This is a genomic window from Nocardiopsis sp. CC223A (genome assembly GCF_030766825.1).
GTDB lineage: Bacteria > Actinomycetota > Actinomycetes > Streptosporangiales > Streptosporangiaceae > Nocardiopsis.
The window spans coordinates 1-16845 of the sequence record NZ_JASFDV010000083.1 but is presented as its reverse complement, the minus strand read 5'-3'; the positions used below and the strand labels follow the sequence as shown (position 1 = coordinate 16845).

Here is a 16845-nt window from a genome sequence, read left to right as displayed (position 1 = left end):
CCAGAGCGAGGCGCGTTGAGCAGTGGATACTTCGGTTCGTACACCCCTCCGGTCCGCAGGATCGCCGTCCAGGGACACGAGCTCACCCTGGCCGATGCCCTGACCGAACTCGGCGCGCTCGACGCCGAACTCCGGCGTCTGGCCGCCGAGCTGCGGGTCTTCGGCGGCCGGTCGGCGTCCCCGCCCGCCGAGATCGCCGTGCCCGGAGCCGAGGCCTCCGACCGGGAGATCGCCGACGCCCTGATCCGGCTGCGGGACGAGGCCGCCCGGGTTCGGGAGCGGGCCGCCGCATCTCGCGCCGAGGCCGTCGGCGCACGCCTGGCCCGGTCCCTGGGCGAGGAGTCCGGGGTCCGAGGCGTGGACTCCGTCCCCGAGCCCCGCACGGCGGCGGGCTCCCGCGCCGCCGCGGACGCCGAGATCAACCTCCGGGCCCTGGCCGAATGCCGCGCCCTGGTCCGCAAGGAGGCGCGACGGATCGACGAGGCCGACGCCGACGCCCTCGCCGACCGCCTCGCCCGGATGCGGGACCGGGCCGCCACAGCCTCCTCCGCCGACTTCGGGCGGTCGCAGCTGGAACTGCGCATGGACCTGCACGACGCGATCGGCCGCCGCGCCGCACGGCACGCCCGGGTGGCCGCCCAGGAGCGCCTCATGGCCAGGGCCGCCCTGGCCGGCGAGGACGAACGCGCCGCCCTGGTCCGGCAGATCCGCGGGGCCGACGACCCGCGCGCTCTGGAACACCGCGTCGAGCAGGCCGTGGCCCGTGCCGCGGCCGAACGGGGCCGGGCCGACACCGCCCGCCAAATCGTCACCGCCCTGCGGGCCATCGACTGTGACGTGCACGAACAGGCCGCCGACGTCCTGGCGGCCACCGGCGAGATCGTGGTCCCGCTGCACACCGAGGGCCCCGCAGCCCCCGGATACGGGGTCCGGGTGCGCCTGCGCGAGGGCATGGACCTGTCCACCGGCGTCGTCGACCTCGACCCGGACCGCCCCGCCGGGAAGAAACCCGGCGATGACGTCGACACCCAGAAATGGTTCTGCGCGCACCGCGCCCCCACCCTGCGCGCGCATCTGGGGGCGCTGTCCTGGCATCCCCGGACCGAGCACGCGCCGGGCCGTCACCCTGCCGCTGCGGCCCGCCCCACCGCCTTCGAACGACCGGAGCAGGCCGCCGCGGCCCGCGCCGCCGAAGAGGAGCGGCGCCGACGCCACCAGGAGCAGGCCAGGCAGCGGCGGCGGTCCCGGTGACCGGGACCGGCGGCGCCCGCCCGCCCGCGTGGTTCCAGGAGACGGACCTCGCCCTCACCGTCTACCCGCAGATCCTGCTGCTGGGCAATGTCAGGGACCGGTACCTGCTGCCCGGTGAGCAGGGGCGGCCCGTGGTGCTGGACCTGCCCCAGGCCCTGTGGACCCTCTTCCGTCGCCGCGGGTACGCGGGCATGCTCCGCCACGACATCGTCCAGGACCGGATCGTGTGGGAGCGGATCGCGCACCAGGAAGCCGGAGGCCGGGCCGCAGACCGGCCCGCGCCGCCCGCCGAGGCGATCGACCGGGCCCTGACCCCCGCGGGCGGCGACGTCTCCAGGATCGGTGCCGAGGCCCGCTCCGGGAGCGACTTCCAGCGGCTGCGCTCGGTCATGGCGGCCGTGGCCGCCAACCGGGACAGCCCTCCGGTGAGCCTGCTGCTGCCCTTCGCCGGCCGCCTCGGCGACCCCGGACAGCACCAACTGGAGAACACCCGGCTGTTCTTTGCCGCGGCCGAGGCCCTGGCCCATGAGGCGGGCCGTCCCAGGGTGGGAGGCCTGCCCGCGCCCTACAACACCATCGTGTGGGTCGCCGAACGGCAGGAGGACCTGCCCGCCAGCTTCGCCATGGGCAACGCCCGCATCCGGGTCATCACCCTTCCCCGGCCCGATCCGGCGACCCGGGCCCGGGCCGCCCGCTACGCGCTGCACCCCCTGCTGGCGGAGCTGCCCGAGGCGGAGGCCGAGCGGCACGCCGTCCGGCTGTCCCGCCTCACCCACGGCATGGGGCTGGTGGACGTGTACTCCATCGGCCAGCTCGCCCACGAGCGCGACCTGGACCCCGACCGCCTGGAGGAGGCCGCCCGCCTGTACCGGGTCGGTGTCGTCGACGATCCCTGGTCCGACCCCGGGGTCCTGGAGCAGATCCGCAACGGTGAGGCCACCCTCAACCGCCGCGTCCGGGGGCAGCGGGACGCCGTGCGCAAGACCATGGACATCTTCATGCGCTCGGCCACCGGCCTCACCGGCGCGCACGCCTCCAGTTCCCCCAACCGTCCCCGGGGGGTGCTCTTCCTGTCCGGGCCGACCGGAGTGGGCAAGACCGAGCTGGCCAAGGGCATCGCCGAGCTGATCCTGGGCGAGGACGCCGAACCAGTCCGCTTCGACATGAGCGAGTTCGCCGCCGAGCACGCCCGCGAACGCCTCATCGGGGCGCCGCCCGGTTACGTGGGCTTCGAGGCGGGCGGTGAGCTCACCAACGCCGTGCGTGCCGCCCCGGTGAGCGTGCTGCTCTTCGACGAGATCGAGAAGGCCGACCCGGGCATCTTCGACCTGTTCCTCCAGATCCTGGAGGACGGCAGGCTCACCGACGGGCGCGGCGCCACCGTCTACTTCACCGAGTGCGTCCTGATCTTCACCTCCAACCTGGGGGTCGCCAAACTGCCCGAGCACCTGCGCAAGGCGTGGGAGGCCAGGGCCGAGAAGGGCGAGACGATCCCGGTGCTCACCCCGGACCTGGAACCCGGGGTCGTCCGGGAGGCCCTGCGCACCGTTTTCAACGCCTACTTCAGTGACGGGATCGGCCGCCCCGAACTGCTCAACCGGTTCGGGGACGGCTTCGTCGCGATGGACTTCATCGACGACGACGTGGCGGGGGAGATCCTCGACCTCATGCTCGCCTCGGTCGTCACCCGTGTGGAGAGCAGGCACCGGGCCCACCTGAGTATCGGCCCGTCGGTACGCGCCTTCCTCGCGTACAAGTACCAGGAACCGGAGATGCGCGCCCAGGGCGGGCGCGCCGTCGGCCGGATCGTGGAGACCCACCTCACCGACCCCCTGGCCCGGGAGCTCTTCCTGCGTCCCGCGCGCCCGGGGGAGCGCATCACGGCGGCCGAGGTCGTCATCGAACCCGACAAGGCCCCGGAACTCGTGGTCGAGCGGGAGGACCGGCAGGGGATGGACCCGTGATCCGCCTGGCCCGCGCCCATTTCCCGGTGACCGTGCTGGGCCCGGGGACCCGCCTGGTCCTGTGGACCCAGGGCTGTTCCCTGGCCTGCCGCGGGTGCATGTCCCGGGACACCTGGGACCCCGACGCCGGGACACCGGTACCACTGGAGTCGCTGACGGCCGTCTGGCGGGACGTCCTGGCGGCCGGTGCCACCGGGCTGACCATCAGTGGCGGGGAGCCCCTGGAACAGGCGCGGGCCGTGGCCGAGCTGGTCGATGCGGCCGGGGCCGAGCGCGACCGCCTCGCACCGGGGGCGGACATCCTTCTGTACACCGGCCACGAGCCCGCCGAGATCACCGAACGCGCCGCCGACCCCGCGGTGGCGCGCATCCTCGCCGGAGTCGACGCCCTCATCACCGGCCGCTACCGGGCGGGTCTGGAGACCTCCCTGATCTGGCGGGGGTCGGCCAACCAGCTGCTGCTGCCCCGCACCGCGCTGGGCCACCGGCGCTACGCGCGGTACATCGACCACCGACCGGCGCGGGCGCCGGTCCAGGTGCGGGTGGAGCACGACGCCGTCCTGCTGATCGGGGTCCCGCGGCGCGGCATGCTCACGGCCCTGGAAAGAGAGCTGGTCGGCCGGGGCATCACGGCCGGGGAGGTGTCATGGCGACCTACCGCTGCGGGATGAACCCGGAGGGCTGTCCGACCGAGGACGCGCCGGGGTACTGCCGCTACCACCCGCTGGAGGAACTGGTCGCGGTGCACGGCGCCCGCCAGTGGAGCCTGCACCTCCCCGCGCTGGGGCGCACCGTGCCCATCCCGGAGGAGGGGTTGTCGGTGGGACGGGACGCCCCGGCCTTCGCCGGCCTACCCGGGATGAGCGACTTGGACCAGGTCAGCCGCGACCACGCCCGGCTGGAGTGGCGGGACGGGTCCCTGCTGCTGAGCGACAGGGGCTCGTCCAACGGCACCTTCGTCGACGGGACGCGGCTCGCCGACGGCCGTTCGGTGGAGGTGGGCCCCGGCCATACCATCACCTTCGCCAAGGACATCGAGGTCCGCATCGTCGATGACGAGGACGTGTGAACCGGCCGCCCCCGCCTTCCCATCCCCACGATCAGGAACGGTTCCGATGAGCACCGACACCCTTCCCGGCGCCGAGAGCCCCGACGAACCGGACGAGCCCTCGGTGTCTCCGCCTACCCGTATCCAGGGCGGGGAGCCCGAAGGCGCGGGTCAGAGTCCGCCTACCCGTATCCAGGGCGGGGAGCCCGAAGGCGCGGGTCAGAGTCCGCCCACCCGTATCCAGAGCCAGGACGATGGTGAGCGGGCCACCGAACCGGAACCCGCCCGGATCGGCCGGTCGGACGACCAGGGCTTCCCCGACTGGCTGCGCGACCGCTACGAACCGGTCGCGGTCATCGGCTCGGGCTCGGAGGGGGTCGTGTGGCGGGTGCGCCGTGCCCACCCCGGCGACGACGGGCACGGGGAGGCCGAACTCGCGGTCAAGGTCTACGAACCGGACAGGGGTGCGGGGGGAGCGGACGGGAAAGGGCGCCACGAGATCGACGAGGGGCTGCGGGTACTGCTCGGGCGCCTCACCGAGCAGGCCGCGACCGGGGACACCCGGTACGTGCCCCTCATCCACGACCACGGGTTCCACGAGGCCGAGCGCCGGGCCTGGATCGCCATGGAATTCCTCGGCCGCAGCCTGCGCGCGGTCATCGCCGAGGGACTCGGGAAGGGCGGGCTCGCCCCGGCACGGGTACGCGGGCTGATCGAGTCCCTCTCCGCCATGCTCGCCTGCTGGCAGGACGAGGGCGGGGTGAACCACAACCCGCTCGACCTCACCCCGGAGAACATCCGGTTCCGCGCCGGGAAGGGGATCCGGGAGCCGGTCATCGTCGACTTCGGCGGGGTCCGCAGACTCACCACCACTCAGTACGACGTCGGGAACGCGCCGTACACCGCCGCCTACGCGCCCCCCGAACAGATCCTGGGCGCGAACATGAGGCAGCGCGCCTGGTACGCCGTGGGGCTGATGCTGCGGGAGGCGGTCACCGGGAACCTGCTCTTCGTGGACGAGAACGGCAGACTCCTCAAGGACAAGTACATCGAGTACTACCGGGCGACGCGCGGCGACCTCGCCGGGTTCGAGACCGATGACCCGCGGTTGCGCAACCTGATCGCCGGACTGCTGACCAGGGACTGGACCCGGCGCTGGGGTGCCGAGGAGGTGCGGCTGTGGCTGGCGGGCGGCGACCCGCCGCTCCCCGGGGATGACCCTGTGGAACGGGACTACGTCCTCTACCAGAACGTCTCCCATCGGGAGCCCAGGGCGCTTGCCGCGGCGCTCCACGACGACATACGCCAGGGCGGCCTTGAGGGAGTCGCGGGCTGGTTGGCCGAAGCGCCCAAGGAGGAGTTGCTCCTGCTGCGCGCATGGGCCCGCCGTACCCCCGAGAGCACCTGGCTCGACGATCTGCTGGAGCACTTCCAGCAGGCGTTCGCCCACCGGGCAGGGAGCGATCTCACCGAGCATCAGCTGCTCAACGTCGCGGTCACCGCTGTCGTGGTGGCCTTCGCCCCCGAGGCCACCCCCTATTACCGGGGCCGACGGGTCGACGCCGAGGGGCTGGCACGACTGGCCTCCTCCCGGGACAAGGCGGACCGCGCCGTGCTGGGGCAGATCATCGAGTCGGCCCGCGTCACCGCCGGCGGGCACCGGGCGGAGCGGATCCTGCGGGTCCTCGAACGGCACCGCTGCGTGCACCCCGGCGGATGCCACGACCCGGACCGGGGGGTGTGCCGGCGGATCGCCCGTATCGGCGCCACCTTCGACCGGACCCTGACCCGGGCCCGGGAGCGGGCCGTGGCGGCCAACGACCGGATCACGGTGGACCCGTCCGACCCCGCGGACACGGCCTTTCGGGAGACCCTGGTCAACCTGGCCTCGGACACCCCGCGCCACGGCACCCACGACACCCGGCTGGCCCCGGGGACGGCCGCCCGCGCACTGCGGCGTTCGATTGGAGGGTGGCTGCCGGGCCCCTCCTGGAACCGGCGCACCCTCCTGCAGGCCTGGCGCGAGCGCACGGCCGAGGCCGTGACGGCGGCGGTCCTGGTGAACGACCAGGCCGGCGTGGAACGCAGGGCACGGCGCCAGCAGGTCGCACAGGCCCCCTGGGCGCTGCGCAGGACGTGGTCGACGCGCCTGTGGGCCGTGTTCTTCGGGGGCCTGGCCGTCGCCTTCACGGCACTGGCGATGCGTCCGGACACTCCCGAGACCCTCTGGGGCGCACTGCCCTTCGGGATGCTCGCGGCGGGGCTGATCGCCCTGACCGGGAAACGGTTCAAGGACACTGACGGCGCGCTGCTCACCTGCGTGATGTGGGTCCCGGTCGGATACACGTTCCTGGGCCGGGTGGAGCACCCGGACCTGGAGGTCGGCGGGATCTGGAACACCCTGTGGTGGCCGGTGCCGATGGGGCTGGAGCGCGTGCTCCTGGACCCGGTCGATCTGCTCCTGTGGCCGTCGCTGTTCCTGGACCCCTACCTGCAAGGGGTCTTCCTCGTCCCGGTCACGGCCGTGTACGCCCTGCTGTGCCTGCGGGTCTTCCGATCGGTGATGCTCAAGGTCCGCGGTGACTCCTTCACCTTCGTGAGCATCTGGGAGGCGCCGCCGCTGAATGCGCGATGGTGGGGCGGCATCGGCCTGGCCCCGTCCCTGGGGCTGTTCCTCTTCTGTGTCCTCACCCTGGTGGAGACCGCGCGCGTGGTGTGGTGGTCGGACTTCTTCAGCCGGTCCGCCCGGATCGAGGGCCTCCCGGTGCTGATCACTCCGACCGGCACGACCGCCTCGACCGCCTCGGTTTGGCAGATCGCGGCCGTCGCCGTGGCCATCGCCGCGCTGGTCGGGCTGCTCCCGGCCCGGCACCGGTTCAGGGCGGGGTTCCTGGTCGCCGTGGCGTTCGCTCTCATCGGATGGCGCCCCGATCTCCTGGCGTCGTGGGTGGATGTGGTCACCGTCATCGGGGCTTCGCGGGCGGGGGGTGAGTCCTTCGTCCAACAGACCCTCGCCCAGGGGGGCTGGGCCCTGCTGCTCGGTGTGTGCTCCCTGGGTTACACCGCCAAGAGATCGTAGAACGGAGACACCGGATGTCGCAGACCCTCGACGCGTTGCGCGCCGCACTGACGCGGTCGGACGATCCCGGGGAGGAGGCGCGGATCCGCGAGGACATCGTCCTGCTGTGCGATGACCTGATCGCCGACGAGGAGGACGGGGTGCGGGCGTGTGCGGCGGCACTGGAGTCGCTGTCCCACCTGTCTTGGCTGCTGGACGCGGTGCCGCCACCGTGGCGGCGTTCGGAGTGGGACGGCTTTCGGCTGGCGTACCTGCACACCCTCCAGGTGAACCACCGCTGGGCGCTCTTCCGGCTGCGCCCGCCTGAGCAGGACCGGGCCCGGGCGGCCGACCTGGACGGGGTGGTCCTGGCCGCCGACACGTTCCGGGACACGGTCGGGCCCCTGGAGGACCTGCTCGGTGAGGACGCGTGGGACGATGTGTGCCACGTCCGCTTCGTGCTGGGCATGGCCCACCTGGAGCGCTCCCGGCTCAGGGGGGAGGAGGGCCATTCCGAAGCCTCGGCAGCCGTCAGGGCTATCGCCGACGCCGTTGACCTGGAACACTCCCTGTTCGGCCGGACCGACCCTGAAAAGGCCCTGGCCCTGGCCGAGGCCCTGTCCCACCGTGCCGACCTGTACCACAAGGGCGGTGCGGTGGAGGAGGCCCTGGTCGACCTGGACCGGGCGGTTCAGGGTCTGCTCGCATCGAGGGCGGCGGACCCGGCGGGCACCGGTGCGCGGGAGGTCGACGGCCTGGTCCTCGGGCAACTCCTGGAACTGTACGAACAGACCGTCGCGACGGTCGGCGCGGCCACGCCCCGGGGCCTGTCCGCTCTCACGGCGATGATCGACACGTTGATCGCGGGGGCGGGAGCCGCCGCCGACCCCGGAGAGCGCGGGTATCTCCTGTGGTGTGCGGGCCGGTCGCTCCTGCAGCGGGCCGAGGCCTGCGGGGAGGAGAGCGCCGAGGGGAGGGCGGACCTGGAGCGCGGTGCCGCCGTGTACCGCGAGCTCCTGGCCCTGAGCGGGGAGCACGAGGAGGTCCGCGGGGACGGGGGTGAGTGCTCCGCTCTCCTGGGGCTCGTCGAGTGCCTGGTCCCCCTGGCCCGGCAGGAGTCGGGGACCGACCACTTGGAGGCGCTGATCGGATACCTGCGGGACTTGCTCGGCTTGTCCGAGGCGTCGGCCGAGGCCGACGCGGACCTGCGCGTCACGGTGGTCAGGACCCTCGTAGAGGCGTTCGGCCTGTTCTTCGACCGGGAGGACGGGGGTGCTCCGCCCAAGGCGGCCGCGATGGCCGACCGGGCGCTCGACATCCTGGACGAGGCCGAGACACTGCTCGACCGGGTACCGCAGGCCTGGGGAGAGAGCGGGGGGGACGATCCGCCGGACACGGCCCATCTGGCCGAGCTGCGCTGGGAGATCGACTTTCTCAGGGCGGGATACCTGGCGGGGCGCGTCCAACTCAGGCCCCTGGGCTACGCGCAGACCAGGGACGACGTGCACCGCGCGGTGCACCTGCTCACTTCGCTCATCGACGCCACCGACAAGGCCGACCGCCGTTCGGGGGCCGCGACCATGCTCGCACTGATCACCATGACCGGCCTCCAGACGGGGGTGCTCGACGGTGAGTGGCTGCGGCACTCCCTGGAGATCCTCCACGCCCAGGACACCGGGCTCCTGGGGGACATCGGCGTCCACGGAGACCTGATCGGCCTGCTGCTGGAGCTGGCCGGGGCGGTGCAGAGCGAGGACCCCCGTGACCTCGACCGGGTCGTCGACCGTTTGCACGACCTGCCCGCCTCCCTCGCCCCCGAACAGCACCTGTCCGCTCTGGGCCTACTCGAAGGCGCGCTCATCACGCGGTACTTCCAGCGGGGTGACCTGGCCGACTGCGAGAACGCCTATGAGCTGGTCGTGGAAGGACTCGGGCTTTTCCGGCGCCACCCGGGGCTGCGCGCCCAGGTCGTTCCGGGGACCCACGTGCAGTTCCGGATCCACGGCCAGTTCGTGGGTGCGGCCCTGTCCCACGGACGGGGCCACGGTTGGCCGGACCTGCCCGCGACCTGGGTCGAGCAGATCACCGAGGAGGTGCGTGCGCTTGATCCGGGACTGCCGCAGCGGTCGTCGGCCCTGAGCGAGCTGGGGATGCTGCTCTTCACCGCCGAACTAGAGGACCCCGAGTCGGTCCTGGGCGCCGGGCCGGGGTTCGACCTGATCTTGGAGGCGGCCCGTGCCGACCGCCGCGACCGTCCCGCGCAGTACATGCCGCACCGGAACATGGCGGTGCTCCGCGCCGCCATGGCCATCCTCGTCGTCGCCGACCCGCCCGGCGGCAGGCGGGCCGAGGAACGGCGCATCACCCCAGGGCTCCTGAAGGAGGCGACGGAGTGGCTACAGGAGTTGGCCCGCGATGCCGAAGGCGTGATCGGGATCCGTGCCCGGGCCCTGCTCGCCCTGTTCGCTGAAATGCGCTTCCTGCGAGACCGGAACTTCGGTGACTTCTCCAGCGCGCTCGGCGAGATGGAGCGGCTGTGCGACGAGGTCGACCTCTCCCACCCGCTGGCAGCCGACCTGAACTGGCGGCTGTCCGACCTCCTGCAGAGCACCGCCCACGGCCGAGCCCCCGACCGCGTCCGGCGGGCCGAGCTGCAGACCCTGCGAGCCCTGGTCCACCAGACCTGGCTGCAACCCGACAGTCGCCAGGCCCTGGTCAGGGCCCGTGAGGCGGCGCGCCGGGCCGGGCTCGCCGCCCACCGGGAACTGCTCCGCGGCGCCGATCCCGCGTACCTGGCGGCCGTGCTGGAACTCGGCCAGGGGTTGCTGCCGCACGTCGCGACCCACACCGTCGGCGTGGCCCGGATCTTGCACGAGGCCGGGCAGGAGGAACTGGCCCGGGAGTGGGAGGCCCGTGTCACCGAGGGGGACGCGTCCGCCCCGTCGCGGACCGCGGCGGGGTTGTTGGGCCTGGAACGGGTCGATGACCTGCGACACCGGGTCCTACGGGCCCTGGGCGGCGACGACGCCTTCCAGGAACTGCTGACACCGCCCGGCCTCGACGAGATCGCCGGGGCGCTGCGCCGGTTGGGGCGGGACGCGCTGGTCGTCCTGGTCCCCGCCCCACCGGGGCGGCCGGGCGGCGGCGGGGCGCTGGTCGTCACCACCCGGGGCACCGCGCGCCCTGTGCCCCTGCCCAGGCTGCGGGCGGACGCGGAAGAGGCCGTGGAGTTCCTGCGGGCCGCCGACGAGCTCTCGACGGCCGATCCCGGGGACGGCCTGGACGGCGAACGGCGGGGCCTCTTCCGCAAGGCCCTGATACGGGTCCGCGACTGGGCGGCGGGGGTGATCGCCCCGCTGCTGGACGACGTCGCCCCGGTTGGCGCGGACCGGCCGCCCCGGCTGGTGATGACCGGGTTCGGGGACCTGTCCTCGCTGCCCTGGCACATCGTCATGGTGGAACGGGCCGTGGTGTCGCACACCGCGACGGTGCGCCACCTCGTGGACGTCGCCCGGCGGGATCCCGCCCCGGTGGCCGACCGCCCGGTCCTGGTCCAGGATCCGACCGGTGACCTCACGGCCTCCTCTGTCGAAGTGGAGGCCCTGCGCCGTGACCTCTACCCGGGCGCGCCGGTCCTGGGGCAGGACGGGCCGGTCCCGGTCGCGGACTTTTTGGAGTACCTGCGGCCGCCGGACGAGGGCGGGGCCCACCTGCTGCACATGAGTACGCACGCCCGCGCCGGCGACCTGCCCGAGGAGTCCCATGTCCCATTGGGGGAGGAGGTGTTGACCGTCCGGCACCTGCTGGCCCGGGCCGGGTCGCACTCCCAGGGCCCGGGGGCGCTGGTCACCCTGATGTCGTGCGGGTCTGACCGCTCCTCCGGGGGGCATGATCAGGCGTTGAGCCTGGCGTCGGCCTTTTTGAGCGCCGGGGCCGCGACAGTGGTGTCCTCCCGGTGGGAGGTGCCCGACGTGCGCACGGCGGTCCTGTCCTACCTGTTCCACTACCACGTGTGCCGGGAAGGGCACCGTCCGGCCGAGGCCCTGCGTGCCGCGCAGCTGTGCATGTCCGACCCGGACCGGTCCCCGGTCGCCGTCCCCGAGGAGTTCGGCTGGGAGCCGGACACCGAGCTGGACCTGGTGTGCCGGGCCGCCTTCACCCACCAGGGGTGGTGAGCCTGGAACCATCGGCGGGTGTGGGAGGGGCCGCGGGTCCCGGGGCGGGGGTCGCCCCGGGACCCGCGGGGCTCAGGCGGCGGTGGGGGCCGTGCCCTTCTTGGCCTGTTGGATCTGCGCGTAGACGTGGGCGCGCAGGCGGGTGAAGCGCTCGTCCTGGCGGGTGGTGAGCTGGTCGCGTTCCACCGGTAGGTCGACGGTGACGTCGTCCTGGACGACGGTGGGCGAGTTGGACAGCACCAGGACGCGTTCGCCCAGGTAGACGGCTTCGTCGATGTCGTGGGTGACGAACAGGACGGTCACGCCCAGCCGCTGCCAGATGGAGCGGACCAGGTCCTCCAGGTCGGCGCGGGTCTGGGCGTCCACCGCGGCGAAGGGCTCGTCCATGAGCAGCACCTGGGGTTCGTAGGCGATCGCGCGGGCGATGGCGACGCGCTGCTGCATGCCGCCCGACAGCTGCCAGGGGTAGGCGTCGGCGAACGCGGTCAGCCCCACGGCCTCCAGGGACTCGGCGACCAGCTCCTCCCGGCGGGCCCGGGGCAGTTTCTTCTCCTTGAGCGGCAACTCGACGTTGGCGCGCACGCTCATCCACGCGAACAGGCTGCGCCCGTACTCCTGGAAGACCACGGCCATGCCCGGCGGCGGGGACAGGACCGGCTCCCCGGCCAGCTCCACGGTCCCGGAGGTGGGCGCCATGAGTCCGGCGATGCACTTGAGCAGGGTGGTCTTGCCGCATCCGGAGGGGCCGACCAGGCAGACCAGCTCGCCCTCGGCGAGTTCGAAGGTCAGGTCGCGGACGGCCTCGACCGGTGCCGGGCCCCCGTTGTAGATCTTCTGTAGTCCGGTGACCTTGAGCATGCCGGGACGCACTCCTCGGTGGTGGGTGGTGTCGGTGGCGGGCATGGTCCTCACTCCCCGCGGTGCGCGGACCGCAGGCCCCGGTACCAGCCCAGGACGCGGCCCTCGACGAGTTCGAAGAGGGAGGACAGGACGAAGCCGATGATGCCGAGCAGGACCATCCCGGCCCACATCTCGGGGATGGCGAAGGTGCGCTGGAACTGCACGATCGCGAAGCCCAGGCCGCTGGAGCTGGCGAACATCTCGCTGATGACCATGAGGATGATCGCCAGGGCCAGGGCCAGCCGCAGCCCGGCCATGATCTGCGGGGACGCCGAACGCAGCACGAGCACCCGCAGCCGGGTCACCCCGCCGATCCCGTAGCAGCGGGCGGTGTCGGCGAGCACCGGGTCGACGGCGCGCACGCCCTCGACGGTGTTGAGCAGGATCGGCCACACGCATCCGAAGACGATGACCGCGACCTTCATGCCGTCGTCGATCCCGGCGAGCATGATCATCAGCGGGACCAGGACGGGCGGCGGGATGGCGCGCAGGAACTCCAGCACGGGTTCGGCGATGGCGCGCACGCGCGCGTCCAGGCCCAGCAGCACGCCCAGGCCGACGCCGACGAGCGCGGCCAGGGCGAAGCCGGTGAGCAGTCGGCCCAGGCTGGGCAGGACGTCGACGAAGAGCCGTTCGGAGAACCACAGTTCGGCGAAGGCCCCGGCGATGGCGTCGGGGGTGGGTGTGTAGAACCCGGCGTCGGGGCGGGCGGTGAAGGCCCAGTACGCGCCCACGAGCACGGCGGGCAGCAGCAGGACGTGCGCGGTGCGCAGGAGCGCCCCGGCGGGCCGGGCGGTTCGGGCGGCCCCGGCGGGGCGCCGCGGTGGGCGGGCCACGGGGGCCTCCTGTTCGGTCGGGGCCGCCGGGGCGGCCCGGGGCCGGTCGACGGTGGGGCGGTTCATGCCGCGGACTCCCCTCGGACGGAGGTGTGCCAGCGCAGGACGCGGTGCTCCAGGGCGCGCACGCCGAGGTTGATGACCACGCCGAGCACGCCGGTGGCCACGATCCATGCGTAGACCAGGGCCACCGCACCACCCTGTTGGGCGGCGGTGATCTGCTGGCCGATGCCGGGTGAGCCGATGATCAGCTGGGCGGTGATGGACAGGATCAGCCCGACCGACGCGGCCAGGCGCAGCCCCGTCATCAGGTAGGGCAGGGTGGTGGGCCACACGACGTGGCGGATGCGCGCCAGCCTTCCCAGCCCGTAGGACAGGGCGGTCTGCTCGGCGACCGGGTCGACGTCGGCGACGCCGTAGAGCACCTGGATGTAGATGAGCCAGAAGCAGGCGTAGACGACCAGGAGCAGTGTCGAGCGGATGTCGGTGCCGTACATCAGCACGGCCAGCGGGATGAGCGCGACGGAGGGGATGGGGCGCAGGAAGTCGACGGTGGAGGTGGTGAAGGCCCGCACCCGGGGTGCCGAGCCCAGGGCGAAGCCCAGCAGCACGGCGGCGGCGAAGGCGATCGCCAGGCCCAGCGCCCACCCGAACAGGGTGTGGCCGACCGCCTCCCAGAAGGGGGTGGTGCCCGCGCGTTCGGCGAGCGTGGCCAGGACCTCGGAGGCCGGGGGGAAGTGGCGTTCGGGCACGGCCCCCAGGCGTGGGACGGCCTCCCACAGCAGGAGCAGGGCCAGGACGCCCGCGGAGCCCAGGACGGGCCGGTTGGGTGCGGTGCGCACCCGGGCGCCCGGACGGCGTGCGCCGCGCGGGGCCGGGGCGGGTGGAACGGCGGCGGTGCTCATCGGATCAGGGCGTCCGGGTCGGGCACGGCACGGACGGCGGACACGCTCAGGGGGGTCCTCGCGGAGGTCATGGGTCCTCTCCGGGCAGGTGTGGTCGGGGCGGGGGTCAGGGCAGGAGGGCGTCGAGGTCGGGCTCGGTCTCGATGAGGCCGTCGGTGACCATCAGGTCGGCCAGGGTGCGCACCGACTCCGCGCTGATCTCGGCGGGGAAGCGCGGGAGCACCATCTCCTCGATGACCTGGGCGTCGATCTCGGTGTAGGTGCCGAGGATGCGGCGGACCTCGTCGGGGTTGTCCTGGGCGTAGGCCAGGGACTCCTCCAGGGCCGCGGTGATGTCCTCGAACAGTTCGGGGTCCTGTGCCCGGTTCTGTTCGGAGGTGAAGTAGACGGCCACCGACAGGTCCGGGTGGGTGTCGACGAAGTTGGAGGCGATCTCCCGGTGTCCGGCGGTGCGGATGGCGGAGGCGAAGGGCTCCACCGCCCAGACGGCGTCGATCTGGCCGGTCTCCAGCGCGGCCGGCATGTCGGGGAAGGGGAGTTCGACGAAGTCGACCTCCTCGGGGTCCCCACCCGCGACGCGGACCGATTGGCGGACGGTGGTGTCGCCGATGTTGTTGAGGTTGTTGATGGCCACGGTGGCGCCCGCCAACTCCGCCGCGTCGGTGATGTCGCTGTCCTCCAGGACGAACACCCCGCCGAAGTCGGCGCCCTGTTCGCCGACGCTGGTGGCGCCGTTGCCGAGGGTGGTCAGGGGCAGCCCCTGTTCGCGGGCGACGATGAGGGAGGCGACGTTGCTGAAGGCGAAGTCGTACTCGCCGCTGACCACGCCGGGGACGATGGCGGCGCCGCCCGATCCGGCCTCCAGTTGCAGGTCGATGCCGCGGTCGCTGAAGAAGCCCTGGTCGACGCCGAGGTAGATCGGGGCGACGTCGACGATCGGGATGACGCCGGCGGTGACGGTGGTGAGCCCTCCATCGGCCGTGTCCTCCCCGGAGGCGGAGCAGGCGGTGGCGACCAGCAGTGCTGCGGCCGCGGCGGCGAGCGTCGGTGAGGGGCGCATCGGGACTCCAAGGGGTGGGGCTGCACAAGCATGTTCGCTGGGCGCACAAGTGTTCTGTGAGTGAACATAAGTGATGGGGGTCACCAGGTCAAGACGTGTGCAGGCCACATTTCGGGCGCGTGAACAGCCCAGGGCCGGATGACCGCGCCCGGTCCGCGCCGACGCCGCGGCGCCGCCGGACCCGGGGCCGGTGCCCGCCCCCGGCGCGCGAACGACCCTTGTCCCTGTGCTCTCGCTCACACGAGGATGGGAGGTGGCCGCGCCCCGCGGCGGGGCGGACCGCCCTGTTCGTGGAGCCGCGGGTGGTCGGCGACAAGGGCGGGGACGTCCCGCCGGGGGAGCCGGGGAAGGTGGTGTACCGGTCGCCGGGGCTACCGGGGCAAGCCGCAGGAGACCGGGGAGGCGTTCCGCGGCGGCCGGTTCCACTCCGGTGACCCGGTCCGCGCCGACGCCGAGGGCCGCATCGAGGTGGTCGACCGGATCAAGGGCGTCATCGACACCGGCGGGGTCCCGGTGGCCTCCCGCGAGGCGGAGGACGTCCTGCTACACCCGTCCGGCGGTGGCGTGGCGGGGGTGCCCGACGAGGGGTGGACCGAGGCGGTGGCGGCGTACGTGGTGCCCGCCGCCCGGGCGGACACCACGGGGTCGGCGGAGGCGCCGACCGAACACGTGCGCGGGCGCCTGGCGGCGTTCAAGGCGCCCAGGGCGGTGCGGCTGGTCGGGGACCTGTCGCGCAACGCCTCCGGCGAGACCCTCAAGCGTGGGCTCCGGGGGAGCCGAGCCGTCGCGCGGGCGTCAGGCGGAGCTCAGGGACAGCTTCACGGCGAAGCCCAGGAACAGGGCGCCCGCCGCCGAGGTCGCCCCGGCCGAGAGCCTGCGCCGCCGCCGGAAGGCGGCGGCCAGGCGGGTGCCGCCGAAGATCAGCGCCGACAGGTACAGGAAGCTGACCAGCTGTAGCAGCAGGCCCAGGACCAGGAAGGGCACCGCGGGGTAGGCGTAGGCGGGGTCGACGAACTGGACGAAGAAGGAGATCAGGAAGATGATCACCTTCGGGTTGAACAGGGACACCACCAGGGCCCGCCGGTAGGGGTGTTCGGCGGCCCCGGCCCCGGAGGCGTCGGCGGCCTGCTGGTCCAGGCTGCGCCGGCGCCGGGTGGCCCACATGGTGTAGGCGGAGCGCAGCATCCCGATCGCCATCCAGGTCAGGTAGGCGGCGCCCGCGAGCTTCACGGCCGCGAACACCACCGGGTTGGTCTGGAGCAGGGTGGCGGCCCCGGCCGCGGCGAGCAGCATGAGCACGGCGTCGCCGGTGAAGACCCCGGCGGCGGCCGTGTACCCGGCGCGGGTCCCGCCGCGGGCCGCGACGGAGAGCACGTACAGCGAGTTGGGGCCGGGCAGGAGCACGATGAGGACGAGGCCTGCCAGGTAGGTGGGCAGGTCGATGATGCCGAGCATGGGGGAAGTCTGTCATCCCACCTTTCCCGGCGGGAGCCCCGGTGTCCTGTGACCCTGCTCATCCGCGCCGCGGGTCGGGTCCGTGGACGGCTACGTGCGCGGCCACGCAGCCCGGGCGGTGGACGCCGACCGCGCCGCCGGCCGGGTCGCCCCGGACGGCCGGGCCTGGTCGGACGTCCGGCTGGAGTACCTG

At 73.1% G+C, this 16845-nt stretch carries 11 protein-coding genes and 1 pseudogene; 7 read left to right on the top strand and 5 right to left on the bottom strand.

Going from position 1 to position 16845, the window contains the following annotated elements:
• Window positions 1-15 precede the first annotated feature (15 nt).
• The 6 genes from QJS33_RS25535 to QJS33_RS25510 are packed head-to-tail and all read left to right on the top strand — an operon-like array spanning window position 16 to window position 11496.
• A complete protein-coding gene (locus QJS33_RS25535; RefSeq protein ID WP_306370618.1) occupies window positions 16-1251 on the top strand; it encodes a hypothetical protein in 1236 nt (411 codons plus the stop codon).
• Complete coding sequence (locus QJS33_RS25530; RefSeq protein ID WP_306370617.1) at window positions 1248-3215, top strand: AAA family ATPase; 1968 nt, start codon at window positions 1248-1250, stop codon at window positions 3213-3215. The genes QJS33_RS25535 and QJS33_RS25530 overlap by 4 nt, the downstream gene beginning before the upstream one ends.
• Window positions 3212-3886 carry a 4Fe-4S single cluster domain-containing protein gene (locus QJS33_RS25525; protein WP_306370616.1) on the top strand — a complete coding sequence of 225 codons (675 nt, stop codon included), beginning with the start codon at window positions 3212-3214 and terminating at the stop codon, window positions 3884-3886. Before QJS33_RS25530 ends, QJS33_RS25525 begins: the two co-directional genes overlap by 4 nt.
• On the top strand, window positions 3862-4284 hold the full coding sequence (locus QJS33_RS25520; RefSeq protein WP_306370615.1) for an FHA domain-containing protein: 423 nt from the start codon (window positions 3862-3864) through the stop codon (window positions 4282-4284). The genes QJS33_RS25525 and QJS33_RS25520 overlap by 25 nt, the downstream gene beginning before the upstream one ends.
• Window positions 4285-4330: 46 nt before the next feature.
• Window positions 4331-7342, top strand: coding sequence for a hypothetical protein (locus tag QJS33_RS25515; RefSeq protein ID WP_306370614.1), 3012 nt, complete (start codon window positions 4331-4333; stop codon window positions 7340-7342).
• A gap of 14 nt (window positions 7343-7356) precedes the next feature.
• Window positions 7357-11496, top strand: a complete 4140-nt coding sequence (locus QJS33_RS25510) for a CHAT domain-containing protein (protein ID WP_306370613.1) — start codon at window positions 7357-7359, stop codon at window positions 11494-11496.
• Between the two features lie 72 nt (window positions 11497-11568).
• Here QJS33_RS25510 and QJS33_RS25505 read toward each other — a convergent pair whose 3' ends face one another.
• From QJS33_RS25505 to QJS33_RS25490, 4 genes are all read right to left on the bottom strand, one after another.
• Window positions 11569-12399 (bottom strand): ABC transporter ATP-binding protein, encoded by an 831-nt coding sequence (locus QJS33_RS25505; protein ID WP_372339714.1) that lies wholly within the window; start codon window positions 12397-12399, stop codon window positions 11569-11571.
• A 5-nt stretch (window positions 12400-12404) separates the two neighbouring features.
• A complete protein-coding gene (locus tag QJS33_RS25500; protein WP_306370612.1) occupies window positions 12405-13298 on the bottom strand; it encodes an ABC transporter permease in 894 nt (297 codons plus the stop codon).
• The gene (locus QJS33_RS25495) at window positions 13295-14137 is read right to left on the bottom strand and encodes an ABC transporter permease (RefSeq protein ID WP_306370611.1); all 843 of its coding nucleotides are present in this window, start codon (window positions 14135-14137) and stop codon (window positions 13295-13297) included. The genes QJS33_RS25500 and QJS33_RS25495 overlap by 4 nt, the downstream gene beginning before the upstream one ends.
• Before the next feature lie 106 nt (window positions 14138-14243).
• Window positions 14244-15197, bottom strand: a complete 954-nt coding sequence (locus QJS33_RS25490; RefSeq protein WP_306370610.1) for an ABC transporter substrate-binding protein — start codon at window positions 15195-15197, stop codon at window positions 14244-14246.
• Window positions 15198-15335: 138 nt separating this feature from the next.
• Between QJS33_RS25490 and QJS33_RS25485 the strand changes: the two are divergent.
• Window positions 15336-15884, top strand: a pseudogene (locus tag QJS33_RS25485) (hypothetical protein); the annotation flags it as partial.
• Window positions 15885-15992: 108 nt separating this feature from the next.
• Here the strand turns inward: QJS33_RS25485 and leuE are convergent.
• Window positions 15993-16652, bottom strand: coding sequence for a leucine efflux protein LeuE (gene leuE, locus QJS33_RS25480; protein ID WP_306370609.1), 660 nt, complete (start codon window positions 16650-16652; stop codon window positions 15993-15995).
• Window positions 16653-16845 lie beyond the last annotated feature (193 nt).

Excerpts from the sequence above, each read along its gene's own strand:
- QJS33_RS25520 (WP_306370615.1), top strand. The coding sequence starts at position 3,862 with ATGGCGACCTACCGCTGCGGGATGAACCCGGAGGGCTGTCCGACCGAG.
- QJS33_RS25515 (WP_306370614.1), top strand. The coding sequence starts at position 4,331 with ATGAGCACCGACACCCTTCCCGGCGCCGAGAGCCCCGACGAACCGGAC.
- QJS33_RS25510 (WP_306370613.1), top strand. The coding sequence starts at position 7,357 with ATGTCGCAGACCCTCGACGCGTTGCGCGCCGCACTGACGCGGTCGGAC.
- QJS33_RS25505 (WP_372339714.1), bottom strand. The coding sequence starts at position 12,399 with ATGCCCGCCACCGACACCACCCACCACCGAGGAGTGCGTCCCGGCATG.
- QJS33_RS25500 (WP_306370612.1), bottom strand. The coding sequence starts at position 13,298 with ATGAACCGCCCCACCGTCGACCGGCCCCGGGCCGCCCCGGCGGCCCCG.
- QJS33_RS25495 (WP_306370611.1), bottom strand. The coding sequence starts at position 14,137 with ATGAGCACCGCCGCCGTTCCACCCGCCCCGGCCCCGCGCGGCGCACGC.
- QJS33_RS25490 (WP_306370610.1), bottom strand. The coding sequence starts at position 15,197 with ATGCGCCCCTCACCGACGCTCGCCGCCGCGGCCGCAGCACTGCTGGTC.
- leuE (WP_306370609.1), bottom strand. The coding sequence starts at position 16,652 with ATGCTCGGCATCATCGACCTGCCCACCTACCTGGCAGGCCTCGTCCTC.